This is a genomic window from Paenibacillus polysaccharolyticus, from assembly GCF_023714295.1.
GTDB lineage: Bacteria > Bacillota > Bacilli > Paenibacillales > Paenibacillaceae > Paenibacillus > Paenibacillus polysaccharolyticus_A.
The window spans coordinates 166,491-186,978 of record NZ_JAMAUN010000003.1; the positions used below are offsets into that span (position 1 = coordinate 166,491).

General features: G+C 43.5%; 18 protein-coding genes. 3 read left to right on the plus strand and 15 right to left on the minus strand.

The window, feature by feature from the left end:
- The first annotated feature begins 204 nt into the window (after positions 1-204).
- Positions 205-843 carry a hypothetical protein gene (locus M3629_RS11630; protein ID WP_251506182.1) on the plus strand — a complete coding sequence of 213 codons (639 nt, stop codon included), beginning with the start codon at positions 205-207 and terminating at the stop codon, positions 841-843.
- A 49-nt stretch (positions 844-892) separates the two neighbouring features.
- Positions 893-1,687, plus strand: a complete 795-nt coding sequence (locus M3629_RS11635; RefSeq protein WP_251506184.1) for a hypothetical protein — start codon at positions 893-895, stop codon at positions 1,685-1,687.
- Between the two features lie 148 nt (positions 1,688-1,835).
- On the opposite strand, the gene M3629_RS11640 is transcribed toward M3629_RS11635, so the two are convergent.
- The 5 genes from M3629_RS11640 to M3629_RS11660 all read right to left on the minus strand — a co-directional run bounded on the left by M3629_RS11640 (position 1,836) and on the right by M3629_RS11660 (position 6,722).
- A complete protein-coding gene (locus M3629_RS11640) occupies positions 1,836-2,429 on the minus strand; it encodes a YdeI/OmpD-associated family protein (protein ID WP_251506185.1) in 594 nt (197 codons plus the stop codon).
- Positions 2,430-2,966: 537 nt separating this feature from the next.
- Positions 2,967-3,515, minus strand: coding sequence for a DinB family protein (locus M3629_RS11645; protein ID WP_251506187.1), 549 nt, complete (start codon positions 3,513-3,515; stop codon positions 2,967-2,969).
- A 66-nt stretch (positions 3,516-3,581) separates the two neighbouring features.
- Entirely contained in the window at positions 3,582-4,529 is a 948-nt protein-coding gene (locus M3629_RS11650) for a helix-turn-helix transcriptional regulator (RefSeq protein ID WP_251506189.1), read from the minus strand.
- Positions 4,530-4,551: 22 nt separating this feature from the next.
- Positions 4,552-5,070, minus strand: coding sequence for a hypothetical protein (locus M3629_RS11655; protein ID WP_251506191.1), 519 nt, complete (start codon positions 5,068-5,070; stop codon positions 4,552-4,554).
- A gap of 71 nt (positions 5,071-5,141) precedes the next feature.
- Complete coding sequence (locus M3629_RS11660) at positions 5,142-6,722, minus strand: leucine-rich repeat domain-containing protein (protein ID WP_251506192.1); 1,581 nt, start codon at positions 6,720-6,722, stop codon at positions 5,142-5,144.
- Positions 6,723-6,847: 125 nt separating this feature from the next.
- Between M3629_RS11660 and M3629_RS11665 the strand changes: the two genes are divergently transcribed.
- Positions 6,848-7,198, plus strand: a complete 351-nt coding sequence (locus M3629_RS11665; protein ID WP_251506195.1) for a hypothetical protein — start codon at positions 6,848-6,850, stop codon at positions 7,196-7,198.
- A gap of 64 nt (positions 7,199-7,262) precedes the next feature.
- Here M3629_RS11665 and pstB read toward each other — a convergent pair whose 3' ends face one another.
- The 10 genes from pstB to M3629_RS11715 all read right to left on the minus strand — a co-directional run bounded on the left by pstB (position 7,263) and on the right by M3629_RS11715 (position 20,478).
- Positions 7,263-8,021: a phosphate ABC transporter ATP-binding protein PstB gene (gene pstB, locus M3629_RS11670; RefSeq protein ID WP_154887683.1), complete on the minus strand. Its 759-nt coding sequence runs from the start codon at positions 8,019-8,021 to the stop codon at positions 7,263-7,265.
- An 85-nt stretch (positions 8,022-8,106) separates the two neighbouring features.
- Positions 8,107-9,015, minus strand: coding sequence for a phosphate ABC transporter permease PstA (gene pstA / locus M3629_RS11675; RefSeq protein WP_251506197.1), 909 nt, complete (start codon positions 9,013-9,015; stop codon positions 8,107-8,109).
- Positions 9,012-9,980: a phosphate ABC transporter permease subunit PstC gene (pstC, locus tag M3629_RS11680; RefSeq protein ID WP_251506200.1), complete on the minus strand. Its 969-nt coding sequence runs from the start codon at positions 9,978-9,980 to the stop codon at positions 9,012-9,014. The genes pstA and pstC overlap by 4 nt, the downstream gene beginning before the upstream one ends.
- Before the next feature lie 122 nt (positions 9,981-10,102).
- A complete protein-coding gene (locus M3629_RS11685; RefSeq protein ID WP_090915333.1) occupies positions 10,103-10,966 on the minus strand; it encodes a phosphate ABC transporter substrate-binding protein in 864 nt (287 codons plus the stop codon).
- A gap of 40 nt (positions 10,967-11,006) precedes the next feature.
- Positions 11,007-12,407, minus strand: coding sequence for a stalk domain-containing protein (locus M3629_RS11690; protein ID WP_251506202.1), 1,401 nt, complete (start codon positions 12,405-12,407; stop codon positions 11,007-11,009).
- A gap of 330 nt (positions 12,408-12,737) precedes the next feature.
- Positions 12,738-13,565 carry a sugar phosphate isomerase/epimerase family protein gene (locus M3629_RS11695; RefSeq protein WP_251506206.1) on the minus strand — a complete coding sequence of 276 codons (828 nt, stop codon included), beginning with the start codon at positions 13,563-13,565 and terminating at the stop codon, positions 12,738-12,740.
- A gap of 320 nt (positions 13,566-13,885) precedes the next feature.
- Entirely contained in the window at positions 13,886-14,911 is a 1,026-nt protein-coding gene (locus M3629_RS11700; protein WP_251506208.1) for a hypothetical protein, read from the minus strand.
- A 2-nt stretch (positions 14,912-14,913) separates the two neighbouring features.
- A complete protein-coding gene (locus M3629_RS11705) occupies positions 14,914-18,585 on the minus strand; it encodes an amino acid adenylation domain-containing protein (protein ID WP_251506211.1) in 3,672 nt (1,223 codons plus the stop codon).
- A gap of 37 nt (positions 18,586-18,622) precedes the next feature.
- Positions 18,623-19,495 carry an ABC transporter permease gene (locus M3629_RS11710; RefSeq protein WP_251506214.1) on the minus strand — a complete coding sequence of 291 codons (873 nt, stop codon included), beginning with the start codon at positions 19,493-19,495 and terminating at the stop codon, positions 18,623-18,625.
- Positions 19,495-20,478: an ABC transporter ATP-binding protein gene (locus M3629_RS11715; RefSeq protein WP_251506217.1), complete on the minus strand. Its 984-nt coding sequence runs from the start codon at positions 20,476-20,478 to the stop codon at positions 19,495-19,497. The genes M3629_RS11710 and M3629_RS11715 overlap by 1 nt, the downstream gene beginning before the upstream one ends.
- Positions 20,479-20,488 lie beyond the last annotated feature (10 nt).

The window sequence follows — 20,488 nt, forward strand, 5'->3', positions numbered from 1 at the left end:
GCGATGAGCTTAGTCTCCATGATCAATCTTCAGTTAATTTTATGCGGAACAATATTAAAAATATAATTTTTAGAAACTCTCTTAAAACTGAATTTTATAAATTTGAATGATATGTAAATATATTACTTTATAACTATATTAAATTTTTATATAATTGTATATAATTACCTTTTTAACCAATACATATTTTAGGAGGTAATTATTTTGTTGTTGAAAAAGAGTTTAAAGGTTTTAAGCTTAGTTACAGTGCTATCTTTATCTTTAGCTATTCCTGTTCTTGCATCCGATTCAGAAACTACTGTTAACAATCGGGCACCAATTGAAGAGTATAAAGATGGAAAACTTTTCATTGATGGAGTACAATTGCTTACTGAGAAAGATCTGAAAGATAATTTCAGAAAAAATTTAAAACCAATTACTATTCCTAACTCAGGTGGCATTGGAACAATGGGAAGAAATTCCTGGACCAAAGTAGCTGAAGCTAACTTCTACACTAGCTACGACAGAGATCGCTACAACAATGTTGCAGCGGGCGCTGTTAAAAGAACGCTCTCAACAAAGTCCGAATTCACAATTTCAGTAAGTGGTGAGACAAGCTTTGGTTTTAAAGATGTCGTTGGATTCAAATTAGCAGGAGCAATTGGGCAAAAATTTGAAAAATCATTGGTCGAAACATATACAATTCCAGCCGGCTGGGTGTATGAACAAAAAAGTGCTATTAAAGTAACACAAGAGGATTATCGTTACACAGACGTCGGAATTATCTGGGATACACAATATAATGCATCAACATTCGACTATAGAGGTTTTGAAACCTGGCTCTGGTCCAACCCAATAAATTAAAACATATAATTAGGGCGGTTCCGCCGCCCTTCCTTAGATCGGAGGAATAATGCGAAAAATTTTAATTAGTTGTTCCATTTTAATTGTATTATCAGGCTGTGTCCAAGATCCTCCTCCTGCAACTCTGGAGACATCTACGAAAAAGTCTGAGGAATTACCTAACGAGTATAATAATAAAATTGCACTTCTTGAAAATACTGTTCCTAAAGAAGAAAGTTATTTTTTTCAAACTAAAGAGTTCAAAATCTACTTTCCTTATGCTGTAGATTTTATTGACATTTCTAAGATAGAACTATTTTCTGACGGGAACCTTGTAGCTGAAATCTCTAATCAAGAGAGTATTCAACTTCAAGATAAACATATTCTTGTTTTACAAGCGAATAAACGGATTAATCATTTTGATACGGTAACATTGACCGATGCACACAATAACCATATCGAAATCCCTGTAGGGGACTACTATTACGAAGGAAAAACTTCGGATGACACCATTCCCAATGACAAGGAAGCCTTCATTCGCAGTAAGCATTATAAACAAGCTAAGGGTTCTTTAGTCTACACCATTGAGTTTACAAAAGTTGAAGGAGCAGACATTCAATTTTCAGTACCTGCATCCATTCAAAAAATCGCTTCATTGGAAGAACAAAAAACAATATCAGAAACAGCAGACACCATAACCTACGACTTCCGCATCGACATTCCGAAAGAATATTTTATAGATCAGGACATTACAAACCTAAACCTAGAATTAAAAGCAGAACAAATCAATCATTCTTTGAGGAAAACGATATTCAAAGCATTTATTCCGGTCAATGTCGACGAATATAATACAAAGGCACCTTAATTAAACAGGTGCCTTTGTGCCTTATATATTTGTTCGCCCTAAAAAACCTCAGGCTTATTTTGTAGTTCCAGATCGTTTTCAGTACCTTCCTTTATCTGTTGAAAATGATTTATCAATACTTATGAGCATACACGCCCTCACTTAAGCATCAGTCATTCAACCCTTTTCCCTCCATAATAGGCTGCATACATTTTTCAATGCGAGCTGTCTTGGTCTTGGATTGTTTTGGCTGTGAAAAGTGATACAGATACGCCCGCTGACGACCAGGGGTTAGTGCTTCGAATGCCTCCTTGAAGGCAGGATTGGCATCGAATTGGTGCTGGAGTTCGTCCGGAACCGCATATTCCTCTGTTTTCTTTTTCTCTACTTGCAATCCGGCTTGCTCGACTTCAATTGCCTCCTGAATATACAATTTCAGCATGTCTTCCTGCTCTACAATCTGCTGCAAATTAGTAAAACGAATCTGACGACCCGCTTGCACATTTTCCGTTTGCTGAACCAAGAGGCCATGGGTGTCCTTGAGCAGAGCTCCTTTAATAAAGAGGATCGCACAGTACTCCTTAAAGCCATGAATCAGCACCACATTCTTCCCGTTCAACGTGTAGCATGGATGCATCCATTTGTAATCTTCGGTCAGGTCGAACTCTTGAATGATCTCCCTTAACTTCACGGATTCTTCTTTCCACGTTTTGATTTTGCTTAAATATTCATCTACTTTGGGATTGGTATTTGGGACTACCACAGGTATCTTCCTCTCGTCTGCTTAATCACGACTCATTAGTCCTCGTACACTCAAATCAACAAGCACATACCATAAAAATGTAACAAGAAGCTCACTTTCCTCTGAAGCATACTCATGGCAATGATCAATAATTATAATCCACTTAGCCCCAGCAGTCCGTAAATCAAAGGGTCTCCTACCCTTATACTATATCTAACAGACCGTAACACACTTCTTACCTCATGAGACTCATAGTCAAAAACATCATCAACCGTTAATATATCCCGATCATACTGCATAAACTGACAACTCCTTTGAAGTATTACTACTTCATTCGACAACGCTTAACTATCCCCTTCTTTGGATGTCACATCCTGCCATTGAGCTCTTTATTGCGATTTGGATTCAATCCAGCTTGATCTATAGCGCACAAAAAGAGCTCATAAAACAATTTATGAGCCAATTCTTTTCATACTGTTTAGAAAAATTGCAAATGTAAAAAGCCTTCTCCGTTAAAGTCCACATAGATGGTTAGACTTATATAATTGACTATTCGATTTACATTACCAGATTCATTTTCAAGCGATCCAGCTGTAAAAAATGATGTTTGTAGTGCATTTCGATCAAGTGAAACCACTCCTGAGCATTTAATGCTCCAAGACGGGGGTGAAGCACTTTACGGCTTGGAGTAACGCCTGTTGTCACTTCGTCCAGCACAACCGCTACACCCCTCATCCGATCCACAACCTGCTGAAGCCCCTGGGCCAGTTGTTCCTTACTTTCGGGCTGCCATGGTGTATATTGCGGAGAAGCTGGTACTTTAACCTGAACAGGAGGGAATTGTTCTGCATCAAATACCTGACTGCCCAGTTCTGTTTTTTTCGCATCAACATCTACTGTGTGCTCATCCTTGGCTAAGCAATGCTCTATATTACGCAATTGCATGAACAGCGCCGATTGAATCAAATGCATGTACATCTGCCCGATCGACCATTCTTCTTCATTCTCTTTTCTTAGCAACTCATCCATATTCAAAAGATTTAATTCTGCTACATACCTCTCTACTGTAGTCTCGAAAGAATTTAATATTTCATTTGTGCTTTTCATCCTGCAAACAACTCCTCTTCATCTTGAATAATTCCAGTATAAAAAAGCACTACTGACAAGGGTATGTCAGTAGTGCTTCAAGATATTTGTCGCCATCTCCCGCATACCAGCACGCAGTGATTCCGGCTCCATCACTTCGATATCTCCACCTAGACCAAGTAGATGAGGCAGGATTTCCTCAGGATAGCGGACACGAAAGCGGAAATGAATCCCGTCCTCCTGTTCCTCCACACGGTCAATATAAAAATGAAGGGTCTCCATCATTTTGTCAGCAACTTCTGATTTTGCTCGAACAAGAACATGTTCGTTACGATCATCCGGCGGCTGATACCGATTCAGATCAAAATCTGGCGGCAGACGAAATTTCTCTTCCAGAACAGAAAGCTCCGACATGCGGGACAAACGAAAATGACGAACATCCTGCCGCAGATCACATCTGCCGATCAACACCCAAATTTCCCGCACCAAGGTAAGCCCATATGGCGACACGACACGCTGATTCGAGCGTTTCCCGTCCGAGCCCGGCATTTTTTTCAGATACATCAAGCTGATTTTACGTTGCTCCAGAATCGCGTTACGTATATCGTTAAGGTAAGTTCTCACTATGCCAGTTGTATCAGGTCCCATCGGATGAAGCACGCGCATCGTTTCCTGTACACGCGAGGACTGCTTACGAATGGCTTCTGGTAAAATGGCTTCAATCTTGCGCTGTGCAGATTTTGCTTGAATACCATAGGCGGTATCCCATCTCTGTTCGATAAACTTCGCTCCCATGAGCAGCGACACGCTTTCCTCCGCAGTAAAACTAACCGGAGGCAGAAAGTACCCTTCCATGAGAGAATACCCATGACCCGGAGCACCTGCAATGGGCACGCCAGCCTCGCTTAAAGCTTGGATATCGCGATATATTGTACGAACACTGGTCTCAAATTGAGCGGCTAGATCCTCCGCCCTTATCAGTTTTGTTCGTTGTAGTTCCAACGTAATAGCGAGCTGTCGCTCCGTTTTATTCATGTTTCATTCAGTCCCCTATGGTTTACTTCCATGCTTGCGGTACATGTTTAATCATATCATGGATGAAACCGTCGTTGCCGTAAACAGCTACAACAAGGTGTTCCTTTTGCAAGGGAATTGGAATAATGAGTGCTTGTTTTCCATTAAAATAATAGCGGTCTTTCCTCTCAACCATGTTATCGTCTGTATAGATAATATTAACAAAATCCATCTTATGACTAAGTGCTTTGTCATGGATAGCGATGCATAGATATCCTCCCAACTGTTCCACAGAGATGCCTTCCTCATCTTCTTTCCACACATACTCATTAGGCCGCAACACAAGTGTATTCTTTGATGATTTAGTAAGTATAGAAGCCCTGGCATGTTCTCCCTTTACACTAACCAGAAGTGCTGAACGATCATTCACAATTTTAACATCTGCATAATTCAATTGATGTAATGTAAGATAGGCTTGGATATCCTCTCGGGTTATCGGCTCACCAGTAGAACCATTCGTTAACATGAGCATAGATAACATTAATTCAAATAAAAACTTCATTTCATACACTCCTTGTACAAATCTTTAAAAGAGAAAAAGAGACTGTCTAAAATCTAGCAGAAATTTCACTTCTATTTCTTCCTGTTATACCACCTGCTACCTCCACCAACTAATTCCCATACAACCTCAAACTTCTTACTTTTGATAACCGCTCTCATACTTTTACGTGAAACCACTGACATGCCACTCTCTGTGATCCACACACTCTCCAGTTTAGGAAATTGTGTGAGCAAAAATCCCCAGTCTTCCGTAAGTACTCCCTCAATACGTAATCTGCGGAGCTCTGGTAATGCCAACAAATGAATATTTTGGATTGGGTTGTAGCCCAACATCAACTTACGTAATTTCTTGAGCTGATTAAGTGGCGTGATGTCTTCTATCTGGTTGTAATCAGCTCTAATCCAGTCCAATTGAGGAAACGTCAACAATGGGGACAGGTCTATTAAATTATTATTCTCAATGTGAATGGTTTCCAGATTAGAAAGATGGGTTAACCTGGTCAATTCCGATATACTTTTTAATTTCATATTGTTGACACATAATGTTTCGACACTCTCAGGCAGATAACAGAGCTCTGCAAGATCAAAATCAGGATTTTCTTCCACGCTGTAACTTCGCAAATTTTTGGCATACTGAATACCATCCAGATGATACACTGGTCCTTTGAAGTAATAGCTGATGATATCTTTCAATTCCAGCAGGTTCATATCCGTCAAATCTTCTTTAAACACTTGAAGCTTCGACCGAATAGCTTGTTCCAGGTGTTCGTCCTTAAAGAAGACCTTGTTACCCCTAGGTCCGTTAACCTTGTAAGAAAGTTCTGCAAAATACTCCTGCTTCACTCTCTCCAGCTCAGTAGCCTCATACACGTACCATGGCCACACTAAATAAATCGGAGGGATATACGTTGGAATTATCCACTGAATCGATTCATTATCCAATATCTTACCATTCAGAAACTGGCCGTTCCTCTGTATTAAGATGTGATCATCATGACGACAAATGGTCCCTGTTTCAACGATGCTTCTTGCCGTTTCATAAGTCACCTGCTGTCTTGCAGCAATGTCTGCATAATATGTATCATAAACCTTTAGACGTTCTTTCCGCATCTCTTCTGTGTTTTCTGTATCCCATAGCTCAATAAATTCAAAAGTCTTTAATTTATTCTCTTCCACCACTTGTTTAAATGTATCTGTCGCAAAAAAACGAAGGTGATGATGTTGCGGTAGACAAAACAAGTGTGCATCTATATCAATACGCTCCGGCAGAATATGTACGTATTCTGAGAAAAAACCGTACCCCGTCTTTCGCTCAACAGGATTACTCATATCAATAAAATCCTGTATCCGGTTCACCTTAACAGCGAACATCTCTTGTTCAGCGTGGATTAATGGGAGAAATTCGACATCCTTTCCGATTAACGGTGTGAGAACATCTTTTGCTTTTTTTGAGAAAACTAGAAAGGTAATCATATATTCAATGCAATCACTTTTGTTACCTTTTCGCTGCGTTACAAATACTGGCGGCTCCCAATGCTCACTCTCCCCGTCGAAATAAGCCTCCATCCTGTCACTATCTCGATCAAAAGATTCAAGTTTGATTTCCATTGCCTTATGTGAAGGCACAACCATCCAAATTTTAATGATCTTCAACCCCCAACGGAAGTATTATGATTCTTGTTTATATATCGGTTGGCTTTATCTACGAGCTAAGTGTTCAACAAGTATTTAGCTCAAACAAATTTTTAAATTCGAAAATGATACTGGAGGTCTGCAAAATGAAGAAAAAACGTTGGATTACGAGTGCAATTTTCATGTTTTTCATCAGCATACTACTTCTGAGCGAATTCATGATGTTATCTTCCCAGAAAGTTGGCTTGATCAATACATCCTACCGATTCATCTCAGGTGCACCTCATATCAGCACGCAGGGGCAGACCTTGTCTTATCAAGGAAAAATGCACGGGGAAGACTTTCTGGACAACATAGAACCATATTCAACAAGTGATGACGGAGCAACGTTATACAAAGCGTTCGGCACCCCCGTCCCACCTCCATGGATTTATGTTAAACATGAGAATAATACCGTTTTTCGTTACAAGTACCCTCTTCTCCCCTGGAAAATGTAAACGACAAAAGAGCCTTTCAGACCATTTCTGAAAGGCTCTCGTCTACTACTTAAGCAGCACCATCTCAACCAAATCGGCCGCTGATATAATCCTGTGTACGCGCATCAACGGGTTCGGAAAACATGCTCTTTGTAGGCGAATACTCTACAACTTCACCGTTCAGAAAAAACACGGTCTGCTGGGAAACACGCGCGGCTTGCTGCATGTTGTGGGTAACCATCACGATCGTATAACGTTCTTTCAATTCATGAGTCAACTCTTCAATCTTGAAGGTGGAGACCGGATCAAGAGAGGCTGTCGCTTCATCCATGAGCAGAATATCCGGTTCGACCGCTAAAGCACGAGCGATGCATAGACGCTGTTGCTGTCCACCTGACAAACTAAGCGCTGAGCGCTTCAGGTTGTCCTTGACTTCATCCCAGAGAGCGGCGGAACGCAGACTGCGTTCAACGATCTCATCGAGCTTTTTTTTGCCATGAATCCCGTGTTGTCTTGGTCCGAATGCAATGTTGTCATAGATGGATTTCGGAAAAGGATTCGGTGACTGGAAGACCATACCGATCTTCTTGCGCAGTGTCTCGACATGCACATCACCGCTGTAAATATCTGTTCCACCAACAGCTACGGTTCCCTCAATTCGTGTACCAGGTATCCGGTCATTCATACGGTTCAGAGTGCGCAGCAAGGTGGATTTGCCACAGCCGGATGGACCGATGAATGCCGTAATGGCTCGTTCCGGAATTTCAATAGATACTTCTTTCAGCGCCTGAAAGGTACCGTAAAATAAGTTCAGCTTATTCGTTTCAATAATCGATTGCACCATGTGCCCTCCTGGCGATGAATTGGAATATACTATTTTGCAGCGAATGCTGTAGGCCAAGGTATGCCGCACATACTTTGGCTCTACGTTACACTTGATTTTTACGAGAATTAAACCACAGCGGCACACGGAATAAAATATTGATCAGCAGCACGACAAAAATCAGCACGGCTGTGGATTTCTGGGCAATCTGCTCCGCATCCGGCACAATGGCTTCGGACTGGATATACCACAGATGCACCGCCAGCGTTCCGCCTGGTGATAACAGATTGAAATCCCACATCTCGCCGGACGTGGATACACCCGCGGTCAGAATAATAACGGCACTTTCCCCAAAAGCACGGCCTGCGGTCAGACAGATGCCTGTCATGATTCCGTTCAGCGCAACAGGAAGAACCACCTGCCGAATCGTCTGCAGATGCGTTGCACCCAGTGCAAACGAACCGTTACGAAGCTCGGTTGGTACCGCACGAACAGCTTCCTCTGTTACCCGGGTCAACACAGGCAAGTTCAGGAAGGCAAGGCTGACCGCAGCGCCAAGAATCGTCAGACCGATCTCGAAATACTCGACGAACAGTGCAATCCCAAACAAACCAAAAATAATCGATGGCACGGACGACAGTCCCTCCACGCATATACGCACAACCTCGATCAGTTTGTTGCTTGGTGCAAATTCAGCAAGGTAAATACCCGCTGCAAGCCCGATCGGAATCGAGATGAGAAGGGACAGAATCAGCACGTAAAAAGAGTTAAAAAGTGCCGGGCCAATGCCTCCGCCCTCTTCAATCTCACTCGGTACACCGTACAGGAAATCCCAGCTGAGCATCGGCAATCCTTTTTGCAACAACAGGAACAACAATCCCACAATAAATAAAATAACAATGATACCTACGCCCCACACCGTACCCGTAAACAGCCGATCCATCCATGCCGAGGACGCTCGCCTTTTGCCAAAGGAATACGCGGTAGCCGGGTTAACCTCTCTTTTCACGCTCACAGGTAACGTCCCCCTTTCTTCTGCAACATTCTCACGGCAACGATCATCAGGATGGAGATCGCCAGCAAAATAAAGCCCATCATATACAAGCCATGGTTCCAGATCGAATCAAACTCTACACTGGAGATTTGCATCACAATGTTACTGGTCAGCACGGCGGTTGGTGTGAACAGACTCGTCGGCAACTGCGCCGTGTTCCCAATAACCATAACCACCGCCATCGTCTCACCAATGGCTCGTGTCATGCCCAGAATGACCGCATACATGATGCCGCCTCTTGCCGCAGGAAGCACAACACGGGTAATCGTTTGAAAGCGATTCGTACCGAGTGCATACGCCGCATCCCGATATTTATTCGGTACGGCGGAGATGGCATCATCACTAATCCGGCTAATCGTCGGCAGCACCATAATGGTGAGCACGATAGACGCTGCAAGCAGACCATCTGCCAGATCACGTCCACTCAAGTCTCTAAGCCATGGGATCAATACCGTCAAACCAAGATAACCGTATACGACGGACGGGATACCTACCAGCAGATCCAGCACCGGACGCAACAGGCGACGAAGCCATTTTGGTGTCATTTCCGCCAGAAATACAGCAATGATTATAGATAGAGGAATCGCCATCAGCATCGTAAGTCCAGTGAGAGCAAACGTACCCAGAATAAAGGTCAGCGCGCCGTAGTGCTCATTTTCCGGGTCCCAGTTCGTAGAGAAAAAGAACTCCTTCAGCGAGACGTCTGCAAAAGTGAGGACACCTGTGCGAAGCATAAGCACCAGAATACAGAACAGAACGAGGCAGACAAAGGCCGCACTGCTAATGCAGAGGATGCGAAACATGCGGTTAGACCACCGGAGCCGGGCTTTACGGTCAAAACGTCGTCTCTTCTCGGGCGCTTTGCCAAGGCTTGAACCCAGCTCATTCGGAGCCGGGCTGTTCGCCGGTGGATTCATTTCCATCATAGAGGACTCTTCCTTTCACATAGAGAAGCCAGCTTGGCGACCACGCGCGGAAGCTGGCTATCCCTTTCTTATGAAATGCAGGTGCAGGATGTTGAAGTCTGATTCAGATTAGACTGAACGTTTTACTTAACGGCTGCGAGCGGAATGAATTTCAGCTTTTTCAGGGAACCGTTTTGGAATTTGTTGCTTTGGATGTACTCGATGAATGCCTTCGTTGCACCCGTTGGTTGACCTTTCGTCATGTAGTATCCGATACCCCATACTTTGTATGTTTTGTTCAGCACGTTTTTCTCTGTTGGAGCTACGCCATTGATGGATACAGCTTTCATTTTGCTTGTTACGTACGGCAGGTCGATATAACCAATCGCGTTAGGTGTCGTTTCGATCGTCGTTTTCATGTCACCGCTGGAACCTACTTCTTTGTAGTTGTCCCCTTTGCTCATGAAGTCTTTACCATCGAGTGCTTTTTGTTGGAAGTTAACGCGTGTACCTGATCCGAACTTACGGTTAACCACAACGATTTTACCGTCTGAACCGCCAACTTCTTTCCAGTTGGTTACTTTGCCGGAGAAGATATCTTGCAATTGTTTTGTAGTCAGACTCGTTACACCTACGTTTGTATTTACTACCGCAGTAAACACAGTTACAGCTACCGGATGAGCAACCTGTCCGTCGAATTTTTTGAAGCCAGGAACATCTTTGGATGCATCCCAGTCTACCGCGCCGATATCTGCAATGCCTTTACGAACGGATTGTGGCCCTGTCACGGAACCCGCAGCAGATGCCGAGATTTTAACTTTTGGATTGTCTTTCTTGAATTCACTTGCAGCTTGAAGCGTCAATGGAAGGAGTGCAGAAGATCCATTGATAACAATTTTGCCTTTCTCCGTGCTTTTGGCAGCCGATGCTGTCATTGCACCACCAAGTCCACCAACCAGGGATACAGCCATCAGCATGGCTGTGAAAGGTTTAATCCATTTTTTCATTGTAAAAAGCTCCTCTCGAATTTAACGTTAAATTTTGATTTTACTTCGTTACAGCTTTCCATCTGCCATCCGCTTGCACCAGCACTCGTCCGTTTTCAACGACAGCAATCTGTGAACCCTTCACAACGATGGATGATACGTCAGAGGATACCGTGTAGAGCTTGGATTGTTGACCGGTCACCGCATCGATGGAAAGAATCACGCTGTTCTTGTCATCCTGCGCCGCAAGTACATACAGAACACCACCTGACAAAACCGCTTGTTCTACATCATGTTCGCTATACACCGTAACTGGTTTCTGGGATGCATCTACGGACATGAGGGAGGCATTACCATCCTCAGACGGTACACTCACGTAGTAGACTTTCTGACCATCTGCGGAATAGATAAATACTTTATCATCCGTTGAAGTGGTTAACTTCACTGCCGATGGTTTGTCAGCACCGTTGTTATACGAAAATAATTGCTGTTGATTCGCCGAGAAATCAATGTCCACATTGTCTGCATCTACATTCGTCGAATCTGCGGTTACTTTACCCAGAGTAGTTACCGTATAGACGAATCGTTTGCCGCTCAGTGACACATTCAAGTTTTCTTTGTAATCGACTTTATCTTCCACCAGTTTCTTGATGGTACCGTCCGCCAGATTCAAGTTCGCGATCACCGATCCTTTATCTCCTTGCAGGAAATAGATCGAACTCTCGTCCGCAGACCAGACCAATTCCGGTTTGATGCTTGTATCATTCGTAATGAGCTTGGAAGCCTTCGTTTTCAAGTCAATAACGTATACGGCTCCTTCTGCATTCGTATAGGCTGCCTGATTGCCGCTTGGGGACACAACGAGGTCTGAACCACCTTCAGTCGTTAACAACAGTTCATATTTTCCAGTAGCCGTATTGATGAGATAATCACTTCTGCCCTCATCGTCATTTTTGGAGACAATTAGCTCATTTGCTCCGGCAAAACGCGGGTTCTCTGTACCTTCAATCAGAGCAATCGTGCTGACTTCAAGCTGACCATTCTTCAATCCAACGGTACCGCCTACACCTGCCAAGAGCGGACGAAGTGCAACGTAGCTTACTCCTCCAATGATCGTAACAGGCTGATTCAGATTCACCTTAGCCCCGTCCACGACAAGCTGCTTGGACTTGTTCTGCAAGCTAACCGTGTGACCATTCAATTGGATCACCGTCGCTCCGTTTGCAATTTCAGCTTGTGCACCGATCGCTTGGATTACATCACGAACGGCTACAAGCGTTTCTCCATTTTTCACAATGGAACGTACAATGACACTGTTACCGTTTATGGTAAACGTGGAGTTTTTCACCTGAGCTGCACTCGTACTAGCTACAGATTTTGTTACAGGAGCAGCCGATACTGCGTGAGCCACAGAGGTTGTTAATACCGTGGCTACCATGGACACTACGAACGTCTTCTTCATTGACATTGGCTCTTGTCACCCTTCTTTTCTCCATATAATCTTGCCTGATATTGCTGTGCCCTGCTTGGTATGCTTGCATGTATCGTCTATATGAGAGCTTGTTCGCCTCATCCCCCCAAACTATCCACGTTCATAGTAAAAATGACCTATCACGTTTGTAATTATAGGAGGGATTTGTAAACGGGAAATCTTGGAATTGTTAACGTATTGTCAATGTTTTTATATAAACACATTCATATTGTAAAATTTTCATTACAATTCGGCTCGCCCCGTGATTGCAACAACAAATAACCCATACGAATTGCATGGGTCAAAGGTTATCGTATTTTTTTAAAGAGAAGCAAACACCCGATCGTAGCCTGCCTTCGACTTGGCAAACCGTGTTTCCACATCCAGTTCGGGTACAGGTGCCAGCACTTCCTGCGCCACAACATCGTTATAACCGATGGTCTGCAGATTTTTCAGAAAACCTGTTAGGTTAATGACACCTTCTCCCGGATAAAGCCGTTCTCCATCCTTCAATTCCTCAATAGGCAGGTCATAAGCATCATTGATGTGCACATGAACCACCTGCTCCCGCTTTAACTTCAGGAGTTCGTTCATCTCCATCCCATTCGTGTGCCAGTGATACGAATCGACGAGCAGACCCACATTGGGTGCGTGAATGGTATCGATCCAGTCCAATGTATCCTCTACACGCCAAAGAAACGGATTCTTCCATTGTGTGCGCAGGTGATGACACCCCACAAACTCTAGTCCGAGCCGGATTCCATAAGCATCCAAAATATCAGCACAAAGTCTTAGTCGTTTGGTCGCTACAGCCATAAATGGCGCAGCAGGCTGATCGGTAGAAGGTAGAATGTAGGTACAGCACTTGTCTACGTTCAGTGCGGCAGATGCTTCGGCCATCGCGATCAGGTTCGGTAACCCCTCTCGGAATTGTTCATCGTCTGAACGCCATTCTACCGGAAAATCCGCTGATCCAATGATGACTTGATTACGTTCCAGCATATCCTGGGCTTGTCCTATGCCATACGTCTGTACGAATGAGAGCGGATTCAAATCAACTGCCCCAAAACCATACCTTGCTGCATACGTAACATATTGTTCATCTGATTCCAGCTTGCCAAGTCCTGCCTTGGTCAATCCCTTGATCATCCCTTCGCCTCCTCTTACATGCTTATTCCATTGTATACGAAATGCCTACGTGTCAACAAAACCAATGCAGCACTTTATTAAAGATTGCATATTACAATGAATATCATTTTTCTGGAAATCATGATTAACGCTTCTATGTATTCTCTATTAACTTTTACTAAGATATGAAATGGCGAGTATTCTGTATATGCTTGTTGCCATTTTGCATGCAGTTCGGACGCTCTACATCCAGTAAAGTGAATGCTGTCCAAAAAAGCGGTAAGCACATCCATATAAAGATTGCGCTTACCGCTCGTCATTACGTAGTATTTTCACACAAATTATACATTTAATTCTGACGAATGCTCCTTCTCCAGCACCTGCTTCATGATAGAACATTCGAACTTCTTCAGTTCTTCGATTTTGGCAAGCAAGGTATTATACTTCTTGTATACCCCCTGCTCCATAATAAATTCGTTCATGTACATCACGAGATTTCGGAGTTTCAGAGCTTCACTTACCAATTCTTCCAGTCGTTCTTGTAATGAAGATTCAGGGAAGAATTCAAGTATAGCCTGTGATAGAAGCTGCTTATGTTCATAGAGAAGATGGAAAGGATGCACTGCAAACGGCATATTTGTCATGCCTTCTTTCTGCATGTCCAACATCTCGGTCATCTTATCATATATTTCACTTCCCAGATAACGATTGTCTTTTCGGAGGATTGTCCGAATATGATCTGTTTCTCCCACGTATTCTTTTAAAATATCCAACAAATCTTCTTTGGTAAATTGCAGTACCGTCTCATAATAAAATTCACTTGGTTGCTTATACTCATCCGTTTTCTCAATCGCCCAGATCCCGTTAAGATAATCCGTAGACCATTCTGTGTCAAAGTTGGAATCTTCTATAGCAGTAATTTCATCATACGGAAGCCACTTTTCTCCATAGAATCCATCCCAAAAATCATGACATAAAAAGACTTTACGATCCGAATCAAAACCGGTTATGAAAACCTCATGCTTTCCTCCGTCCGGCATATTTCTCAGGAAATAAATATAATTGTCTTTTCGAATCAATTCCACTAAAAAGTCCTGAAGGCTCCACTGTTTTAATATGATTTCTCGCTCGTATACGCGTGTAATAAGCATGGGACATGTAGGTAATTTGAATTTGTGCCATGGATAATATTGTGAGCACAAATCCAAACCATAACCTCCCTCATCATTATGATGAAGGATAACCAGCAAAAAATGATGATAGATCCAGCTACGTGAGCGTGTATCCATATCCAGCATGGAAAACAAACTGGCATGATGTGGATATGTCGTAATTAACGGGTCTTGAACTTGCAATGTTTTAATCATAGCTAATCTCCAATCGTGAGCAATGTATTCAAATGCTGCCTCTCCAGTTCCTGAACAGCCTCCAGCTTGCTATATATTTTCTTCCACTGATTTTGTTTCATAATCCCGCTGTATACGGATTTAGCCATTGCGTTACGCACATCACTCCAGCCATCCTGTAACGCTTGGGCGGTATCGACCACCGTTTCTTGAGGATCATATAATTGCTTCATACGATAGGTTTCTACCTTTTTAGCATTGACGATGTTAACAACGGACTCCAATACAAGTTCTGCATAGGCCAGATCCGGGCTTTCTTCCTCCTGAATCAGACTTTGCCTCTGTATGAACAACTGGAGATTTTTCATCTCCTGATCAATCTCTGAAGGAGTTAAGCGTATATTTTTTGTAAACTCTTGGCGCAATTCTTTTAACGGAATACGATTTGCGGGAACTCCCTGTGTAGTAGCAGAAAATGCATAAAACGTAGGTACATCTTCCTCTTGCGAAAAATGACGTACAAAACCTTCATAAGCCAACTTAATATCTTTGAAGGGCATTTCCATTCGCTGGTAAGAGAGGTTGTCCCGATGATCATGCTCAATCACATGGAACATCTGTTGTTCAAAATCAAAGCCATAGATGAGTAATGAATGCGGCCAATGCGTACGTAAATACATATCTTTGCGCAGTGATTCATAGTAACAATCCACTCGTATAATGACAGGACGTTGTGAGCGAAGCGCCTCCAGTATCTCGTGAAGGATGTCCTCGCAATATCTTTTAATTTCGTATATTAGCCCTGTCCGTTCCATCAACAGCTCATCGGACAGAACAGCTTGATACTTCAGACGGAGTAAATTCTCGGACGGTTCGAACTGATATTGCATCCGATCGTTGATCATGACGGGTAGCACGCCAATATCATATAAATTCAGAATCGGAAAAAGTGAATTATAGAAGCAGTTCTTATAGAAAACTTCATTAAATGGCTCAATCCCTGCTATCATTACAATCGCTTCTCCGGTAACTGAGGATACACGCTGAACGGGCTCCGCAGTTGCTCCTGCTTCTTGAGCAGATTGTAACTGTAGCTCAACGTGTTCCGATGCTTCATCGTTGACGCCAAAAGACGCTATTGGTGTATGATATCCCTTTGCGTTATATCCTTGGCTTCGGAGCACTTCAGCCAAGGAAGCAATGGTCTCATGTCTCACCACGTCTTCAGCCGTAAGAGGCATACTCCACTTTTCCATCATTGCTTCAAGCTTGATCACATTTAACGAATGTCCCCCGATGTCAAAGAAGCGGGCATGAATGTCAATCTCCTTCAACTGCAATACATCAGTCCACAACTGAGCCAAAAGACGTTCCAAAGCATCGGTTGGCGACGTAATAACATGCCCCATGGGCTGCACAAGCATAGGATCGGGAAGTGCTTTTCGATCCAATTTGCCATTGGCGGTGTATGGAAGGTGGTCCAGCAAGGTATATGTGGAAGGCAACATGTATTCAGGCAATTCCATTAACAGAAAATCCCGCAGTTGTTCAAGGGCAATGCTCTGGTTATCTTTTACCGTATAATAAGCACTTAACAGGGATTCACCTTCATGATCTGTACGCACTGTGACTGCCGCGGCCGAGATCGCCGGGTGCTCAAGTAAACGGTTCTCAATTTCTCCAAGTTCAATCCGATAGCCACGCACCTTCACCTGAAAATCGGAACGACCGAGAAATTCCACATCTCCGTCTTCATTCATGCGTGCCAGGTCCCCTGTTTTATACATGTACGCTCCTTCGTGAAAGGGATCATCAACAAATTTTTCTTTTGTCAGCTCCGGCCTGTTCCAATACCCTCTGGCGACGCTATCACCTGCAATACACAATTCTCCCGTTGCACCGGCAGGCATATGTCGATGCCGCTTGTCCAAAATGTAGATGCGTGTATTGGCAATGGGATGACCAATCGTTATTGGTGCATTCGGCACAAGTTCCTTAATGGTTGACCATACGGTTGTTTCCGTAGGGCCATACATATTGTAGATACGTGCAGAAGTCAGACTTGAAACGTCCTTATACAAAGCCTGCGGTAGAGCTTCGCCTCCAATCATCAGGATGCGTAGCTGGCTCCACATGGTTGAATCTTCAGCAAGTCCGATCTGGAGCATACGCAGGCGAGAAGGTGTAATTTGTAATAATTCAACACTATGTTTCCTGATAAGTTGAGCGATACGCCCTGGATTTAACTGGTCTTCCTCACGAGCCATGACCAATGTGAGCCCATTGGCGAGTGATCCTAGTGTCTCCAGTACAAAAATATCAAACGAAAAGGTGGTTAAGGTAAGCATCTTCTTCCCGGATTCGAAAGGGATGGCCCGGGAGACACCCTCCACAAAGTTCCGAAGCGCGAAATGCTCAATCATGACCCCTTTCGGTTTGCCTGACGATCCGGAGGTGTAGATCAAGTACGCAAGCTGTCCTAATGAAACAGAGGGTAAATCCATGCTAACCTCCCCCCACTGCGCTTTGCTTGCGATGTCTATCACCTGACCGGTGTACACAAGGGAATCGATCAGTTCGGTTTGTGTAAGCAGTACGGAAGCCTGGCTATCTTCCAGCATATATTGCAACCGATGATCCGCATACGAAGGATCTAAAGGCATGTAAGCTGCCCCTGCCTTGAGAACACCAAGCATTGCCACAAGCATGTCCTCCGAGCGCTGCAACAGGATGCCTACAATGGCATCCTTGCTTACCCCTTGAGAGCATAAATACCTGGCAAGATGATCCGAGTGCTGATCCAGCTCCTGATAGGTAAGCATTCGTTCGTCACAGAAGACAGCCGGTACATCCGGCTGTTGCACTACCCGAGACCGAAACATCTGAATGATGTTCCTGTCTTCTGAGAATTGTAATTCAGTATTATTGCGCTGTTCGAGCTGCTTGGCTTCCTGAAGCGAAAGCAGGTTTACCTGGTCTAATGCTTCTTCCGGATGGGCTGTACAGGTTGATAGCACAGACATCAGGCGCTCAACAAGTCGTTCGATGGTTGAGACCGGGTATAGTCCAGCATCATAATTCACATTCAGCATTATACCTTCTGGTGATACCTGGAATGAAAATAGCATTTCCGCGTGAACAGACTCCCTGATCACGTTGCTTTCTGTAGTGTCCATTTGAACAAAGGTGTGCAGTTTGGGCAGATTATTTTCCTGGTAACCAAGCAAACTCATTATTTTATCCAGAGAAAGATGATTGAACTTCTGTGCCGATCGAACAAGCGACTTTAGCTGAATAACAAGTTCTTTGAACGAATGCACTTCACCAAAATCCAGTCGGATTGGGCTCCATTGTCCTGCTTGTAACGTACCCGTAGCGGAAGGAATACCTACCGTAATATCATCATGGTCCAGATAGCGATGCAGCAAGTACATGACACCCGCCAGTAACAAAATAAACGTTCCAGATTCGGATCGTCCGGAAATACGAAAGATATGTTCCGAAACAGACGCAGGAAATGCAAAATGCATCTCCTCGTGTTTGGTTTCATCAGGCGAAATTGCTTTGTTTGCTCCAGGGAACATGCTGAATTGAAGTTCACCGGATAGCTGACTGAGCCAGTACTTTTTCTCCTCTTCGAACTTGCGACTTGATAGGAGCAAATTTTGCATGAAAGCACCTTGTTCTGCTGACAATTAGCACGCCTCCATCCTCATTGAGGTGATCAGAAAACTAGATCAGATTGAGTCCTTTTTTCTTCGCCATTTTTTCGACCTTCCGAAGCATGACAACGGAAATAATCGTATACGAAATAGCAAAAAAGATTAGAATGCACCATTCCATCCAGATCGGTGCAAGAGGAATCCACTCGGTTTTAAAACTGTAATAACGAACCATATCATAACCCCAGGTATACGGGAGAAGATAGGCAATCCAGCGCACAAATGCAGGGAACTGATCTACAGGAAAATAAGCCCCTGCTACAAATTCAAACATGATAAACAAAATACCTACAATAGAAGAAACCTGACGATAGAGAATACCCAATAAAGCAATCATGACACCAAGCGCCATCAGTGCAACGATGACCACAAGGCAGGTTAACAAAATCATCATCGACTCCGCAAAGTTAAGCCCTGCATATAAAACAAGCAAAATATACATGGGAATAAAAACAATCACATTCATTAACGCACTGGCTACAACTGTCCCTACATAATAGGCATAACGGGAAATGGGATTACAGTACAGATACTCCAACGTACCATTGTGAAGATCGTTTGTTACGGCACCCAAAGGAGCATTGAGCGCTACACCGTAGAACAACCATACAAGGATAGCACCCAGATAAAATATGAACAGATTGTCGCCTTGAAGTACATTCTCTCCCTGATAAACAACAAAAGTGGACATCAGCAGAAAAAACAGCACCCTCAGACCTAGCTGCAGAAAATTACCGAGAAAGTTAGGCAAATACCTTACGGCGATTTGTAATTCCTTCACCGTGGTCGCCCATACTACAGTAAAAAAACCGGTAGATTTCCCCATCATATCGAGCTTTACATTTTCCCGGCTTGTGCTTGCCTTCGCATATTCAATACTCACTATTCTCTCCCCCCCGCCAATGTGTACTCTAGGTGTTCATCAGAATTTATATAGAGCTGAACAAATAAATCCTCAAGCGTCAATTGTCGGTGCTGAAGAGTTGTATGAACGTCCCCTAGCTTTAACTCGTTAATAACCGCACCCATCCCGTCATACAGGTTGGTAATTCCAAACGAAACGATATCTTCTTCCTCACGAATAATGATGGAAGCCACCTCCGGCAGAGCCGTAATTCTCTCTTGAACCGCTAAAGGCAAGTCAGACTTGGGAATATCAATAAATTCAACCGCCCCCAGATTAGATTTCAATTCAGCAATTGTTCCTGTCTTGAGGAGCGTTCCTTTACGCATCAGAGATACCCGATCCGTCATATCTTCCACCTCTGTTAGAATATGTGAAGTAAGGATGATGGATTTCCCCTCGTCGCGGACATAGCTTTTAATAAACTCGCGTACACGTCGGGAAATTACCGGGTCAAGCCCTTTGGTCGGTTCGTCCAGATAGATGATTTGTGGGTCATGTAACAAGGCCCGCATTATAACGACGGTCTGTTTTTGCCCCCCGGATAATTGCATAAATTGTTTATTCAGATGCTCGGAAAAATCCAAGTACGTACTTAATTTGTCAATCTGATTGGAAATCTCATGTTTGCTGAGTCCTGTTAATCTACCAAAAAAGATCAGATTCTCTCGTACCGTCAGCCTCGCGTAAGCAGAACGTTCAGTGTCTTGCCCGACATATCCAATCAGTCGTCTAATACTGTTGGCATCTCCATCCAGATCATAACCGCCGATATTGACATGACCCGAGTCCTTGGTCAACAAAGTTGCTAGAACTTTAATGAATGTGGTTTTGCCTGAGCCATTTGTTCCGAGAATCGTATGAATTTCTCCTTTGCGGAGTTCGAAGGACATGTTATTTAAAGCCAGATGTTTGCCATAGGACTTGGAGACGTTCTCAGCGGATAATACTCTCACTTCCATTTCCCCCTTT